General features: G+C 70.8%; 15 protein-coding genes. 9 read left to right on the top strand and 6 right to left on the bottom strand.

The window, feature by feature from the left end:
- Nucleotides 1–11 precede the first annotated feature (11 nt).
- Nucleotides 12–842 carry a sulfite exporter TauE/SafE family protein gene (locus ASE01_RS19195; RefSeq protein WP_056756175.1) on the top strand — a complete coding sequence of 277 codons (831 nt, stop codon included), beginning with the start codon at nt 12–14 and terminating at the stop codon, nt 840–842.
- Nucleotides 843–857: 15 nt separating this feature from the next.
- On the opposite strand, the gene ASE01_RS19190 is transcribed toward ASE01_RS19195, so the two are convergent.
- Together ASE01_RS19190 and ASE01_RS19185 are read right to left on the bottom strand one after the other, a co-directional pair.
- Nucleotides 858–1,223, bottom strand: a complete 366-nt coding sequence (locus tag ASE01_RS19190; RefSeq protein ID WP_056756172.1) for a DUF4267 domain-containing protein — start codon at nt 1,221–1,223, stop codon at nt 858–860.
- Between the two features lie 9 nt (nt 1,224–1,232).
- A complete protein-coding gene (locus ASE01_RS19185; protein ID WP_056756170.1) occupies nt 1,233–2,198 on the bottom strand; it encodes an alpha/beta hydrolase in 966 nt (321 codons plus the stop codon).
- Nucleotides 2,199–2,298: 100 nt separating this feature from the next.
- On the opposite strand from ASE01_RS19185, the gene ASE01_RS19180 reads away from it, so the two are divergent.
- From ASE01_RS19180 to ASE01_RS19165, 4 genes are all read left to right on the top strand, one after another.
- Entirely contained in the window at nt 2,299–3,048 is a 750-nt protein-coding gene (locus ASE01_RS19180; RefSeq protein WP_056756168.1) for a PP2C family protein-serine/threonine phosphatase, read from the top strand.
- Nucleotides 3,049–3,112: 64 nt separating this feature from the next.
- Nucleotides 3,113–4,264, top strand: a complete 1,152-nt coding sequence (locus ASE01_RS19175; protein WP_056756165.1) for an LLM class flavin-dependent oxidoreductase — start codon at nt 3,113–3,115, stop codon at nt 4,262–4,264.
- Complete coding sequence (locus tag ASE01_RS19170) at nt 4,261–4,908, top strand: FMN reductase (RefSeq protein WP_056756162.1); 648 nt, start codon at nt 4,261–4,263, stop codon at nt 4,906–4,908. Before ASE01_RS19175 ends, ASE01_RS19170 begins: the two co-directional genes overlap by 4 nt.
- 65 nt (nt 4,909–4,973) lie before the next feature.
- Nucleotides 4,974–6,125 carry an acyl-CoA dehydrogenase family protein gene (locus ASE01_RS19165; RefSeq protein ID WP_056756160.1) on the top strand — a complete coding sequence of 384 codons (1,152 nt, stop codon included), beginning with the start codon at nt 4,974–4,976 and terminating at the stop codon, nt 6,123–6,125.
- Between the two features lie 9 nt (nt 6,126–6,134).
- Here ASE01_RS19165 and ASE01_RS19160 read toward each other — a convergent pair whose 3' ends face one another.
- The gene (locus tag ASE01_RS19160; RefSeq protein ID WP_056756157.1) at nt 6,135–6,662 is read right to left on the bottom strand and encodes a YbhB/YbcL family Raf kinase inhibitor-like protein; all 528 of its coding nucleotides are present in this window, start codon (nt 6,660–6,662) and stop codon (nt 6,135–6,137) included.
- A gap of 79 nt (nt 6,663–6,741) precedes the next feature.
- Between ASE01_RS19160 and cobA the strand changes: the two genes are divergently transcribed.
- The 4 genes from cobA to ASE01_RS19140 all read left to right on the top strand — a co-directional run bounded on the left by cobA (nt 6,742) and on the right by ASE01_RS19140 (nt 10,505).
- Nucleotides 6,742–7,968 (top strand): uroporphyrinogen-III C-methyltransferase, encoded by a 1,227-nt coding sequence (gene cobA, locus ASE01_RS19155; protein ID WP_056756154.1) that lies wholly within the window; start codon nt 6,742–6,744, stop codon nt 7,966–7,968.
- 2 nt (nt 7,969–7,970) lie between these two features.
- Entirely contained in the window at nt 7,971–8,786 is an 816-nt protein-coding gene (locus ASE01_RS19150; RefSeq protein ID WP_056756151.1) for a TrmH family RNA methyltransferase, read from the top strand.
- 85 nt (nt 8,787–8,871) lie between these two features.
- Nucleotides 8,872–9,981, top strand: a complete 1,110-nt coding sequence (locus tag ASE01_RS19145; protein ID WP_056756147.1) for a dihydrodipicolinate reductase — start codon at nt 8,872–8,874, stop codon at nt 9,979–9,981.
- The gene (locus ASE01_RS19140; protein WP_235536106.1) at nt 9,978–10,505 is read left to right on the top strand and encodes a carboxymuconolactone decarboxylase family protein; all 528 of its coding nucleotides are present in this window, start codon (nt 9,978–9,980) and stop codon (nt 10,503–10,505) included. The genes ASE01_RS19145 and ASE01_RS19140 overlap by 4 nt, the downstream gene beginning before the upstream one ends.
- Here ASE01_RS19140 and ASE01_RS19135 read toward each other — a convergent pair.
- From ASE01_RS19135 to ASE01_RS19125, 3 genes are read right to left on the bottom strand one after another with little or no spacing between them, the layout of a single operon-like run.
- Nucleotides 10,496–11,428 (bottom strand): alpha/beta hydrolase, encoded by a 933-nt coding sequence (locus ASE01_RS19135; RefSeq protein WP_056756143.1) that lies wholly within the window; start codon nt 11,426–11,428, stop codon nt 10,496–10,498. The two genes, ASE01_RS19140 and ASE01_RS19135, sit on opposite strands and share 10 nt — an antisense overlap.
- Before the next feature lie 40 nt (nt 11,429–11,468).
- Nucleotides 11,469–12,083 carry a peptide deformylase gene (def, locus tag ASE01_RS19130; RefSeq protein WP_056756140.1) on the bottom strand — a complete coding sequence of 205 codons (615 nt, stop codon included), beginning with the start codon at nt 12,081–12,083 and terminating at the stop codon, nt 11,469–11,471.
- Nucleotides 12,084–12,093: 10 nt separating this feature from the next.
- A complete protein-coding gene (locus ASE01_RS19125) occupies nt 12,094–13,581 on the bottom strand; it encodes a hypothetical protein (protein ID WP_157537560.1) in 1,488 nt (495 codons plus the stop codon).
- Between the last annotated feature and the right edge of the window lie 142 nt (nt 13,582–13,723).

Genomic DNA, 13,723 nt, shown 5'->3' with positions numbered 1-13,723 from the left:
GACCTCCAGAAGTGAGTGCGCTCGAGCTCCTCGCGATCCTGCTCGCCGGAGTGGGTGCCGGGACCATCAACGCCGTCGTGGGATCCGGGACCCTGATCACCTTCCCGACGCTGCTGGCACTGGGCGTCCCGGCCGTCACGGCCAACATGTCCAACAGCCTGGGCCTGGTGCCGGGCTCGGTCGCCGGAGCGGTCGGCTACCGGCGCGAGCTGGTCGGCCAGCGCGCCAGGATCGTGCGTCTCCTGGTCTTCTCCACCTCGGGAGGTGTGCTCGGCGCCGTCCTGCTGCTCGTGCTGCCGCCCGGCGCGTTCGAGGCCGTCGTCCCCGTCCTGATCCTGCTCGGGGTCGCCCTGGTGATCGTCCAGCCTCGGCTGTCGAGGTACGTCGCCGAGCGGGCTGCACGACGCGAGACCGAGTCCGGGGGAGAGTCCGGCGAGGAGGCGAGCGCCCCGCGGCCCGGTGCGGAGCCGGCCTGGGTGCTGGCGGCCGCCTTCGCCACCGGCGTGTACGGCGGCTACTTCGGCGCCGCCCAGGGAGTGCTCCTGATGGGCATCCTGGGCATCGGGATCGGTGAGTCGCTGCAGCGCCTCAACGGCGTGAAGAACGTCCTCGTGGCCGTCGTGAACGGTGTCGCCGGGCTGATCTTCGTCGTCGCCGCTGAGCTCGGTCTGTTCGGCAGCGACGTCGAGATCGACTGGCTGATCGTCCTCGTGATCGGCGTGGGCGCCGTGATCGGTGGCTTCCTGGGCGCCGCCGTGGGCCGCAAGCTCCCGCCGCTGGCGCTGCGCAGCATCATCGTCGTGGTCGGGCTGGTGGCGGTCGCCATCATCGTGGCGACCTGACCCACCTGCCCGGGCTCACTTCCCCCGGTTGAGGGCGAGCGCTGCGATGCCCGAGCCGACGGCTCCGAGTGCGACGCCGACGAGCGCACCACCCTGGAGCTTCGGCGCACCGCCACCCTTGACCTCGATGACCCCGCTGGCGGCGTCGGCCCCGTCGACGGCGATGCCGACGAGGGTCAGGTTGCGGCGCAGCGCACCCTTCGAGACGAGGGTGACCGCACCCAGGGCGATCTCACGCGCGCCGAACATGCGTCCGAAGACCCCGACCTGCGGGTTGGTCGTGGGGTCGAGGCCGAAGAGCTTGGCCGTCGTCGAGGGCGAGACGAGTGCGCCGATGCCGATGACGATGCGACCGAGCGAGAGTCCAGTGACGGGATCCATGGCCGGAGACTACTGGTCGCGGAGCACGTACGCGTCCAACCAGAGTCGGATCTCTTCGTACGCGCGTGCGCGCGGCGTGTCGCGGGACAGCACCACGTCGTGGACCGCACCCGGGACGGCGACATAGGTGACGTGCTGACCGACCGCGGTCGACCAGCGCCGGATCTGCGCGACGTCCAGCACGATGTCGGTGCTGAACACGTCCTCGTCCATGCTCGCCGGTGAGCTGCTGCGGTCCGAGGAGAGCACGAGCACGGGTACGCCGACCGCGAGCCCGGCCTGGAGGCGCGCGTGGCCCTGGCGGATCGCGCGGAGCCAGCCGAAGCGCACGGGGAAGGACTCCACGGGCTTCCACGTGAGGTCGAAGTCCCATTCCCCGTCGTGGTCGCGGTGCAGGCTGCGGCCGTAGTACCCCTTCACCTCGCGGGGCAGGGCCGCCAGCGGACGACGCTGGGCGAGCTGGCCGATCACCGCCCCAACGGCGGGGGAGCGCATCCAGGCCTGGCCCTGGAGGTCCAGCCAGGGCGAGTTCAGGACGAGCCCGGCGAGCTCGGCCGGCTGGCGGGCGTGGGCCCACAGCGCGACGACGAGACCACCCGTCGAGTGGCCCGACACCACGACGCGGGTGTGCCCGTCACGCACGGTGATCCGGTCCCACGCGGCATCGAGCTCGGCGAAGTAGTCGTCGAGGTCCTCGACGTAGGTCGCGGACTGGTGCGGCCGGAGCGAGCGGCCGTACTTGCGCAGGTCGAGGGCGTACATGTCGTGGTCGCGCGCGAGCCACCAGTCGGCGTACTCGGTGTGGAAGAAGTAGTCCGAGAACCCGTGGACGTGGAGGGTTGCCCGAGCGGTCGCGGTCTCTGACCTGCGGCTGACGAGCGTCGCGACGACCTCACCCTCGAAGTCGTCGGGCAGCGGGATCGTCTCGGCGAGCCACGGTTCGCCCAGGATGTCGACGACGCTCGGCTCGGTCACGGTCCGATTCTAGGACCCGGACGTCAGAAGACCCGGTCCGACCAAGGGGGGTTGGCCGGACCGGGCCCGCTCGCAGGCTACCCGTGCGTACGCTGGCCCGATGGACGACCATGCCGAATGGGCCCGGCTCCGCGACCGGTTGCTCGCACGGGGCCGGATGCCCGTGCTGCCGGACGGCTGGGCGCACCAGTCGGCCATGCTCGGCGCCGAGGGCTATGAGTACGGCGGCGACTTCATCGTCAGCGACCTGTCGGCCGACGGCCGCCTGCTCCAGATGATCCTGGTCGACGTCTGCGGGAGCGGCGCCTCGGCGGTGCCGGCCGCGCTCCAGTTCGCCGGGGCGCTCGAGAGCCTCATCGCTGCGGTTCCGGAGGACACATTGCTGCTCGCGGCCAACGGCTACCTGCAGCGCCAACCGTCGGACGAGAGCATCGCCACGGCGGTCCAGGTCGTGCTCGAGCTGGACACCGGCGCCTACCGGATCCGGAGCGCGGGCCACCCGCCCGCCCTGCGGTGGGAGCCGGGACCCGGGAGATGGGAGACCGACAACGCCCGCGGCACGGCGCTCGGTGTCAGCGACGTGCCCGAGGTGGTCCCCAGCGAGGGCAGCCTCGCTCCGGGGGAGGCGCTGCTCTTCTACACCGACGGGGTGGTCGAGTCCCGTTCCGCTGACATCGACGACGGCATCGACTGGCTGCGCCGGGTGGCGCGTGAGGCGGTGCTCGACTGCTGGGAGGGCGCTGCGGAGCGGATCATCGCCCAGGTGGACCGGGGAGACGACGACCGTGCGGTGCTGATCGTGCGCCGCGACTCCGCCCCGTGTGACATCGGGGACCGTTCCGGAATATAGTTGACATGTCACCCGTTGGAGCGGAGGACAGGACAGCATCCCGAACAGCCCCAGGGAGTGGATCATGCAGATCGGCATCTTCACCGTCGGTGACGTCACCACGGACCCCACGACCGGACGTACTCCGACGGAGTACGAGCGGATCAAGGCGACGGTCGCGATCGCGAAGAAGGCCGAGGACATCGGCCTCGACGTGTTCGCCACCGGTGAGCACCACAACCCGCCGTTCATCGCGTCCAACCCGACGGCGACGCTCGCCTACATCGGCGCCCAGACCGAGCGGATCATCCTCTCGACGGCCACCACGCTGATCACCACGACGGACCCGGTGCTCATCGCCGAGGACTACGCGAAGATCCAGCACCTGACCGACGGTCGGGTCGACCTGATGCTGGGTCGTGGCAACACCGGTCCCGTCTACCCGTGGTTCGGCAAGGACATCCGCCAGGGGATCAACCTGGCGATCGAGAACTACGCCCTGCTGCGCCGGCTCTGGTCCGAGGACGTCGTGGACTGGGAGGGCCGCTTCCGCACCCCGCTCCAGGGCTACACCGCCACGCCGCGTCCGCTCGAGGGTGTCGCGCCGTTCGTGTGGCACGGCTCGATCCGCAGCCCCGAGATCGCGGAGCAGGCGGCCTACTACGGCGACGGCTACTTCCACAACCACATCTTCTGGCCGTCCTCGCACGCCCAGCAGATGGTGCAGCTCTACCGGCAGCGCTTCGAGCACTACGGACACGGCTCGGCGGACCAGGCGATCGTCGGACTCGGCGGCCAGATCTTCATGAGGCACAACAGCCAGGACGCCGTCCGCGACTTCCGGCCGTACTTCGACAACGCCCCCGTCTACGGCCACGGCCCGACGCTGGAGGAGTTCACCCAGAACACTCCGTTGACCGTCGGCTCTCCCCAGCAGGTGCTGGAGAAGACACTGTCGTTCCGCGAGTACGCCGGCGACTACCAGCGCCAGCTGTTCCTCGTCGACCACGCCGGTCTGCCGTTGAAGACGGTGCTCGAGCAGCTCGACCTGCTCGGCGAGATCCTGCCGGAGATGCGCAAGGGCTTCGCCGAGGGTCGACCCGCCCACGTCCCCGACGCCCCGACGCACGCGTCGCGGGTCGCCGCGGCCGGCGGCGCCAAGGACAGCACGGTGCACGCTGAGGACACGATGACCGGTACCACCGACCGGTTCCAGAAGGAGGAGGTCGACGCATGACCAGCGTGGTCGTCGTCTCGGCGGGGCTCTCGGTCCCGTCCTCCACCCGGATCCTCGCCGACAAGCTCGGCGAGGCGGTGCGACGCAGCGTGGCCGCCCGCGGCCAGGAGGTCGACGTCCAGCACGTCGAGCTCCGGCCGCTGGCCCACGCGCTCGCCGACCACCTGCTCACGGGGTTCCCGACGGGTGACCTCGCGACCTCGCTCGAGCAGGTCCGCCGCGCCGACGCGCTGGTCGTGGTGACGCCGGTGTTCTCGGCGTCGTACTCCGGCTTGTTCAAGACGTTCTTCGACGTCCTCGAGCCGGGGACCCTGGACGGCAAACCGGTCGTCATCGCGGCCACGGCCGGCACGGCCCGGCACAGCCTCGCGCTCGACCACGCGCTGCGACCGCTGTTCGCCCATCTCCACGCAGTCGTGGTCCCGACGGGCGTCTTCGCTGCCGCCGAGGACTTCGGTGCCACCGATGACGGCTCGCTGGACAAGCGGGTCGACCGGGCCGCCGCGGAGCTCGCCGCTCTGCTCGGGAACGGCGCAGGGGAGCCCGCGGCAGCTCCGGTCCGGCGACAGGTCGCCGACGAGTTCGCTGCCCCGACGCCCTTCGAGCAGCTCCTGCGCGAGGCCGGCGGGAACGCCGTGCGGTGATCGGTCACCGATCGTGACAGTGATGGTGGCACGATGGGCCACCACATCGTCGTGAGAGGAGCATCATGCGCCGCAGCGTCTTCACCGAGGAGCACGAAGACTTCCGGAAGACCTTCCGGTCCTTCCTGGAGTCGGAGGTCGTCCCGCACTACCAGGAGTGGTACGACGCCGGGATCGTTCCCAAGGAGCTCTACCGCAAGCTGGGAGATCTCGGGATCTTCGGGATCGAGGTGCCCGAGGAGTACGGCGGCGCCGGGATCGAGTCCTTCAAGTACTCCGCGATCCTGACCGAGGAGGCGACCCGCGCGGGCATCCAGCTCGGCGGTTCGAGCGTCCACGTCGAGCTCTGCCTGCCGTACCTGATGAAGCTCGGGACCGAGGAGCAGCTCAAGCGCTGGATGCCGGGCTTCGTCGGTGGCGAGGAGATGTGGGCGATCGCGATGACCGAGCCGGGCACCGGGTCGGACCTCGCGGGAATGCGCAGCAGCGCGAAGCGCGACGGCGACCACTACGTCCTCAACGGCGCCAAGACCTTCATCACGGGTGGCGTGCTCGCCGACCGCGTTATCGTCTGCGCCCGGACGTCCCCGCCGCTCGACAACAACCGCCGCTTCGGCATCTCGCTGTTCGCCGTGGACACGACCTCGGCGGGCTACGAGGTGGGCCGCAAGCTCGACAAGATCGGGCTGCGCACCTCCGACACCGCCGAGCTGTCCTTCTCCGACGTCCGGGTGCCGGTCGAGGACCTGCTGGGCGAGGAGAACGAGGGGTTCTCCTACCTGGGTCAGAACCTCCCGCAGGAGCGGCTCGGCATCGCCTACGGCGCCTACGCCCAGGCCGAGGCCGCGATCCGGTTCACCCAGGCCTACGTCGAGGAGCGCCAGGTCTTCGGCAACACCGTCGCCTCCTTCCAGAACACCAAGTTCGAGCTGGCTGCCTGCCGCGCCGAGGTCGACGCCGCCCAGGCCGTGGTCGACCGCGCGTTGGAGGCCCACGACGCCGGTGACCTCACTGCCGTCGACGCCGCCTCGGCGAAGCTGTTCTGCACGGAGGTCGCCGGCCGGGTGATCGACCGCTGCCTCCAGCTGCACGGTGGCTACGGCTACATGAACGAGTACCCGATCGCACGGTTGTACGCCGACACCCGGGTCACCCGGATCTACGGCGGCACCTCGGAGGTCATGAAGCTGATCCTCGCGAAGTCGATGGGCCTCTAGCAGCTCCCGTCAGTGCGCGTACGTCCCGGTGAGGATCGCCCGGCCGGCCGTCTTGAAGGCCAGGTTGAAGCCGACCACGGCGGGCGTGGCGGAGGAGTCGACCCCCAGGGTCGGCTCCTTCACCGCGTGGACCACGAAGAAGTAGCGGTGCACCTGGTCGCCCTCCGGCGGGGCGGCACCGGCGTAGTCGGGGGTACCGAAGTCGTTGCGGACGTGGAAGGCAGCGCCCGGGAGGGCGTCGTCGGAGGCGCCGGCCCCGGTGTCGAGGCTGGTCACGTCGCCGGGCACGTCGACCACGACCCAGTGCCAGAAGCCGCTCGGCGTCGGCGCGTCGGGGTCGAAGCAGGTGACGACATAGCTCTGGGTGCCCTCGGGGCCGGGCTCCCAGGTGAGCTGCGGAGAGGTGTTGCCGAGCGAGTACACCTGGGCGTCCGCGAGGGGCTGGCCATCGGTGACGTCGACGCTCGACACGTCGAAGGACGGTGCTGCAGGCAGCAGGGGATACGGGTCCGGGGTGACGGGGCGATCGAGACTCATGTCACCCAACGTAGCCGCCGTCGTCCGCGTACTGGGCCCTCGTCGTCGGCCGGGCTGCCGATGTCGGGAGAATGGGGGCGTGAGTGACTTCCCGCCGTACCCGTCCGGTCTTCGTCTCGCGGGACGTCGCGTCCTCGTCGTCGGAGGTGGCCACGTCGCCCAGCGGCGCGTTCCGCAGCTGATCGCCGTCGGCGCGGACGTCCAGGTCGTGTCACCGGTCGTGACTCCCGCGATCGAGGGACTGGTCGGATCCGGCGAGATCGGTTGGCACGAGCGCCCGTTCGAGGACGCCGACCTCGACGGCGCCTGGTACGTCATCGCGGTCACCGACGACCGTGCCGTCAACGACCACGTGTCGCAGCTCTGCGAGGCGCAGCGGGTGTTCTGCGTGCGTTCCGACGACGCGACCCTGGGTACGGCGTGGACCCCCGCCGTCGGCCGCGAGGCCGGCATCACCATCGCCGTGGTCGGCAACCGCGACCCGCGCCGCTCGGCATCGGTGCGCGACGAGATCGTCGCCGGACTGCGCGACGGCACCATCGCCGCACCCCACCACCGTGAACGGACCGCCGGCGTCACCCTCGTGGGCGGCGGACCGGGCGACCCGGAGCTGATCTCCATCGCCGGCCGCAAGGCACTGATGGCGGCCGACGTCGTCGTCGCGGACCGTCTCGCGCCGCGCGAGCTGCTGGGCGACCTCCCGCACGACGTCGAGCTGATCGACGTGGCCAAGCTGCCGCGCGGCCGCTCCGCCATGCAGGAGGAGATCAACCGGGTGATCGTCGAGCGTGCCCTCGAGGGCAAGCGGGTCGTGCGCTTCAAGGGCGGCGACAACTTCGTCTTCGGTCGCGGCTACGAGGAGATCATCGCCTGCCGCGAGGCGGGTGTCCCCGTCACCGTGATCCCCGGCCTCACCTCACCCGTGTCGGTGCCGGGCATCGCCGGCATCCCGGTCACCCACCGTGGCGTGACCCACGAGTTCACGGTCGTCTCGGGCCACCTGCCGCCGGGTCACCCCGAGGCGCTGGTGAACTACGACGCACTGGCGAAGATGCAGGGCACGATCGTGGTGATGATGGGCGTCGAGAACGCGCCCCACATCGCGGAGGCCCTGGTCGCCGGAGGTCGAGCCGCGGCCACGCCCGTCGCGGTCATCTGTGACGGCACGATGCCCACGCAGCGGACCGTGCTGGCCACCCTGGGCACCCTCGCGGCCCGGCTCGAGGCCGAATCGGTCAAGCCGCCCGCGATCATCGTGGTCGGCGACGTCGTCGCCGTCGCCCACCCGGACGCCTTCCGGGCCTGAGGGTGGCCGAGCTCGTCGAGATCACCTCGGCCGACGACCCCCGGCTCGCCGACTACCGCGACCTGCGTGACGTCGAGCTCCGCAAGAACCTCGAGGCGGAGCACGGCCTGTTCCTCGCCGAGGGCGAGAAGGTCGTGCGCCGTGCGATCGAGGCGGGGTACGACGCGCGCTCGTTCCTGATGGCACCGCGCTGGCTCGACGGGCTGGCCGACATCCTGGAGCGCTCCGAGGCCCCGTGCTTCGTGCTGCCGGAGAGCATGGCCGAGGAGGTCACCGGCTTCCACGTCCACCGTGGCGCCCTGGCCTCCCTCGAGCGGCGCCCGCTCCGCTCGGTGGCCGAGGTCCTCGACGGCGCCCGGTCGGTGCTGGTGCTCGAGGACCTCGTGGACCACACCAACGTCGGGGCCATCTTCCGCAGCGGCGCGGCGCTCGGCTTCGATGCCGTCCTCCTCGCTCCGCGGTGCGCTGACCCGCTCTACCGGCGCTCGATCAAGGTCGCGATGGGGGCGGTCTTCCAGACGCCCTGGACCCGCCTGCCCGAGTGGTACGACGCGCTGCCGGACCTGGGCACAGCGGGGTTCACGACCGTCGCGCTCACCCTGGCCCCGGACGCCGTACCCATCGAGGAAGCCGTGGCCGGTGTCGACAAGGTCGCCCTCGTGCTCGGCTCCGAGGGGCACGGGCTGTCACCTCGATGGGAGCAGAGTGCCGACCGGCGGGCGATCATCCCGATGGCGCGCACGATCGAGCACGGCATCGACTCGCTCAACGTGGCTGCTGCGAGTGCCGTCGCCTGTTACGTCACCGCCCGACGCTGACCACCCGACCACCGGCGCAAGGCCTCACCAATTCAGACACGGTGTCGCACTACCTTTCCGGCACCTGGGGGCCTAACCTCCCCTCATGGCGAACGAGAACACGTTCTATTCACCCGTACCGGTCGTGGTCTGGGGCACCGGCAACATGGGGCGGGCCTCGATCCGCTCCGTGGCCGCCCACCCCGGGCTCTCCCTGGCGGCGGTCATCGTCTCCGACGAGGCCAAGGAGGGCCGTGACGCCGGGGACCTGGCCGACCTCGGCCGCTCGCTCGGTGTCGCGGCGACCCGTGACGTCGACGCCGCCCTGGGCTCGCTCCAGGGCGGGGGAGCGGTCGCCTACACCGCGTCGGGCGAGCTGCGCCCCGACGAGGCGGCCGTCGACATCGCCAGGGCGCTGGCCGGAGGGGCCGTCGTGGTCTCGCCGTCGATCTACGCCCTCTACGACCACCGCAGCGCCCCCGCGGAGCTGCGCGAGCCGCTCGAGAAGGCCTGCGCGGAAGGCGGCTCGGCCCTGTTCGTCAGTGGCATCGATCCGGGTTGGGGCAACGACCTCCTGCCGGCCCTCGTCAGCGGTCTGGCCTCCGAGATCGACCAGATCCGCTGCCAGGAGATCTTCGACTACTCGACCTACGACGCCGAGGAGTCGGTCCGCTTCATCGTCGGGATGGGCCAGCCGATGGACTACGAGCCGATGATGGTCGCCCCCGGCATCCCGTCCATGGTGTGGGGAGGGCAGGTCCGGTTGATCGCGCGAGCCCTCGGCGTGGAGGTCGACGAGCTCCGCGAGACCGTCGAGCGAGCACCGCTGGAGGCCTCGGTGACCACGGCGCTCGGCCTCTTCGAGGCGGGGACCCAGGGCGCCCTGCGCTTCGAGGTCCAGGGCATCGTCGACGGCGAGCCGCGCATCGTGATCGAGCACGTCACCCGGATCACCGGGGACTGCGCCCGCGACTGGCCGATGCCGCCCGACGGCGGCGACGGTGCGCACCGCGTGATCGTCGAGGGGCGGCCGCGGATCGAGATCAACGTCGAGGCGACCGACGAGGGCGGCAACCGCGCGGCCGGCGGCAACGCCACGGCGGCCAACCGCCTGGTCAACGCAATCCCGTGGCTGCGGACCGCGGCACCCGGGTTGTACGACGGACTCGACGTCCCGCTGCAGCCCAGCGTCCACCTCCGCAACCGGAAGGCATGAGCGTGTTCATCGACATCCCCGAGGGCAAGGACCCGCTCCTCTACGTCTGGGGCGAGCTCGTCCCCGGCATCGGTCCTGCGGCGTCGACGCTCGCGATGAGCGTCTACGAGCACAGCACGCTGGGACTCCGCGAGTTCGAGGCCGCACGGTTGCGGATCGCCCAGATCAACGGCTGCCTGTTCTGCCAGGACTGGCGCACCGAGCGCGAGGGCCAGAAGGTGGAGGACACCTTCGACCAGGCCGTCACCGAGTGGCGCACCACGCGCGACTTCGACGACCGGACCAGGCTCGCGGCGGAGTACGCCGAGAGGTACGCCCTCGACCACCACGGCATCGACGACGGCTTCTGGCAGCGGTTGCGGACCCACTACTCCGATCGTGAGATCGCCGAGCTGTCGATGTGCCTCGGGTCGTGGCTCGCCTTCGGTCGGCTCAACCGGGTGCTGGGCCTGGACGCGGCCTGCGTCCTGCCCAGCCACGTCGGCCAGAACCGCGTGGACCAGGACCGCGTGGATCAGGCCTGAGCCGACGCCTTCGCCAGGAGGTCACCGAACCGGGCGATCGTCTCGTCGATCGCGCGCTGGCAGGCCGGCGACCACGGTCCCATGTCGAAGAACCCGTGGATCAGTCCCGGGTACGTCGTCTGGTGGACCTCGACGCCGGCCGCTGCGAGCGCGTCCGCATAGGCGATGCCCTCGTCGCGGAGCGGGTCGAACTCCGCGGTGACCACGACGGCAGGAGGCTGGCCCTCCAGGGCGCCGTGGATGGGCGAGATCAGCGGGTCGTCGAGGTCGGCGGCGGTGTCCGCGTAGTGCCCGATGAACCAGATCAGGGTCGGCTGGTCGAGGAAGTAGCCCGACGCGTTCTCCTCGCGTGAGGCGTAGGTGCCGAGCACGTCGGTCGCCGGGTAGACGAGCAGCTGCGCCGCCACCCCCGGCACCTGCTGGGCCGCGACGGCCGACAGGTTGCCACCGGCCGAGTCACCGGCCACCGCGAGGACCGGGCTGGCGCCGTACTCCGACAGGCGGGACTGCACGTCGCGCACGGCCGCGATGGCGTCCTCGGCAGCGGCCGGGAACTTCGCCTCCGGTGCGAGCCGGTAGTCCACCGCCACCACGACGGAGGACGTCCCGGCACAGATCGCGCGGGCCATCGCGTCGTGCGTGTCCAGGTCGCCGATCACGAACCCGCCACCGTGCAGGAGGACCACCGTCGGGACCGCGCCGTCGACGCCGAGCGGGCGGTAGACCCGCGCCGGGAGCGGACCGTCGGCGCCTGCGACGGTCGAGTCCTGCACGGAGGCGACCTCGGCCATCGAGTCCGGCGGCCGGAAGTCGACGGTGAGCTTGCGGAACGAGTCCCGTGCCTCGGCCGGCGTCAGGCCGTGGAGCGGGGTGCCGGCCTCGATGAGGCCGAGCAGGGGCTGGAGGTCCGGGTCGAGAGGCATGGCTGCAACCTAGGCCATCGCCCCCACGACGGCGAGGGCCTCAGGTCGGCCAGCCCTCCGGGAAGTCGAGGACTGCGGCATCGTGCTGCTTGCGCAGCTTCTTCATCATCCGGGCCGACAGCCGGTCACCGAACACGGTGCCGTCCGTGTGGTCGGCCTCGTGCTGGAGACACTTGGCCAGCAGCCCGTCACCCTCGAAGCGAACGGGCTGGCCGTCGAGCCCGACACCGATCACCGCGGCGAAGTCCGGCCGGGCGCAGTCGACGAAGGCTCCGGGGAACGACAGGCACCCCTCGGCACTGTCGTCGAGCACCCGGTCCCTGCCCTCGGGGAGCTCGAGCACGGGGTTGCAGACCACGCCGACGGTCCGTTCGCCCGAGGCATCCGGGCAGTCGAAGACGAACATGGCGACGTCCTCGCCGATCTGGCACGCAGCCAGACCGACTCCCTCGGCGGCGTACATCGTGGCGACCATGTCGGCCGCGAGGGCCCGCAACGCCGGGTCGAAGTGCGCGACCTGCTTCTGCGCCGCATGCATGACGGGCGTTCCCCAGCGCGTGATCGGGCGGACGTTGCCGCCGCGGGGCAGCGGACCGTACGGCTCCAGCACCGTCTCGATCTCGTCGTCCTCGGATTCGCCCTTGCCCCACGCCATGCCCCGAATCCTAGGGCGCGACGGGTACGGCTCCTCGACTGGTTCCGACCTTGCGGCCGTGCGGCGGTGCCACCTGGCGGTGGTGGGTGCCGGGGTCCTTGGCGTCGATCGGATCGTGGAAGACCGGCGTCGGCACCGGGCTGACGTAGGTGACCGGCTCGACCACCGCCGGCGGGGCGGCACGGACGACCCGGACCGTTTGGGCGGAGGAGGAGGTCCCGAGGTTGCCCTTCGCCGTGGGCACCGTGATCCGCATCCGCCACGTCCCGACGGTGCGCGCCCGCACACCCACGCTGTAGCGACCGCCACTGGTCGTGGTGGTTCGTGCCACCGTCCGCCAGGCTCCGTCGCGATACCTCTGGAGCAGGACGGAGACACCGCTGTCGGTCGGGTTGATGCGGCCGCTCACCGAGATCCGCTTCCCCTTCCGGATACGGGTGTCGGCCACGCGAGCGGACAACGTACGGCGGACGTCGACGGTCAGGGTGAGCGAGGTGCTGGGCGTGAACGGAGTGAGCGTCGGCACCGTCTTGACCAGGTAGAGCGTCTTCTTCGCCGGTGCGATGGCAAAGCGGGCGTAGCCCGTCGACAGGTAATTGGCGGATGCGACGCGGCGCCAGTTCGCGCCGTAGCGGCGCTCCCAGAGGTGCGCCACGCCGTCGAGGTAGCCGTCGTCCTGGACGCCGTCGCTGTAGCCGTAGCTGTCGCCGTAGATCCGGTGGGTCTCGCCCTTCACCAACCGCAGGGAGGTGATGTCCCGCTTGAACGTGTGGCCGTCGTGGGAGGTCGCTGCCGTGAGCGACGACTCGCTCTCGGCGCCCTCGAAGTCGTAGGTCCTCGTCCCGCTCGCCGTCGTCAGGCGGAGGTCGTCCATGTAGTGGGTGCGCCCGTCGCAGCCGAGCTCGAAGCCCACCCAGGCACCGCTGCCGTCGGTTCCCTTGCTCTGGGCGAACTCGGCGACCGACGCCTGCACGTTCTGCGCCGTGTAGGTGGCGCCGTCGAACAGGTACCAGTGGAGATCGGCGGAGCCAACGCCTGTGACGGACGTCCAGCCGGCGTCGTGGAGGTGCAGGTCGAGGATGCCGACGTAGTAGGGATAGCCGAATCCGTCCGGCGAGGTCGCATAGCTCACCTTGATGACGCCCTGTCGTCCCAGCCCGCCGCCGGACGCCTCGGGGTAGTAGACGCCGAAGCGGGCGTCGGTCAGCGAACGCGGCGTGGCGACGCGGGCCTCGACACCCGCCATGCCCCCGGTCCCACCGAATCCGAAACCGATGGACCGGTGACCGCGCAGACCCTGTCGGCGGTACTGCGGGTCGAAGCCCGGGGCGCTGTCACCGGGATCGCACCCATCCGTGATGTAGCCCAGCGAGGAGGGCCAGTCGAACCCGTCGACCACCACCACCGAGGAGGCGGCCGAGGCTGCTGGAAGCGATCCCGGTACCGCACCCAGCACGATCAGCGAGCCCGCCACGAGAGCTGCTGCGAACCTCTTCATGATCCCCCCAGGGACGTCCGAGAGCCGGTGACCCGAGATCTCTCGCAGCCTAGGCTCTTGCGAGGGCACTGCACATCATCAGATCAGGGGACACGAGCCGCAGCGGGTTGTGGGCCGCGGGACCCGGTGTCATCGTGAGGAT

Origin of the sequence: Nocardioides sp. Root190 (genome assembly GCF_001428565.1) — a bacterium.
GTDB lineage: Bacteria > Actinomycetota > Actinomycetes > Propionibacteriales > Nocardioidaceae > Nocardioides.
Note: the sequence above shows the minus strand (reverse complement) of the source record. Positions and strands in the feature narration are given on the sequence as shown.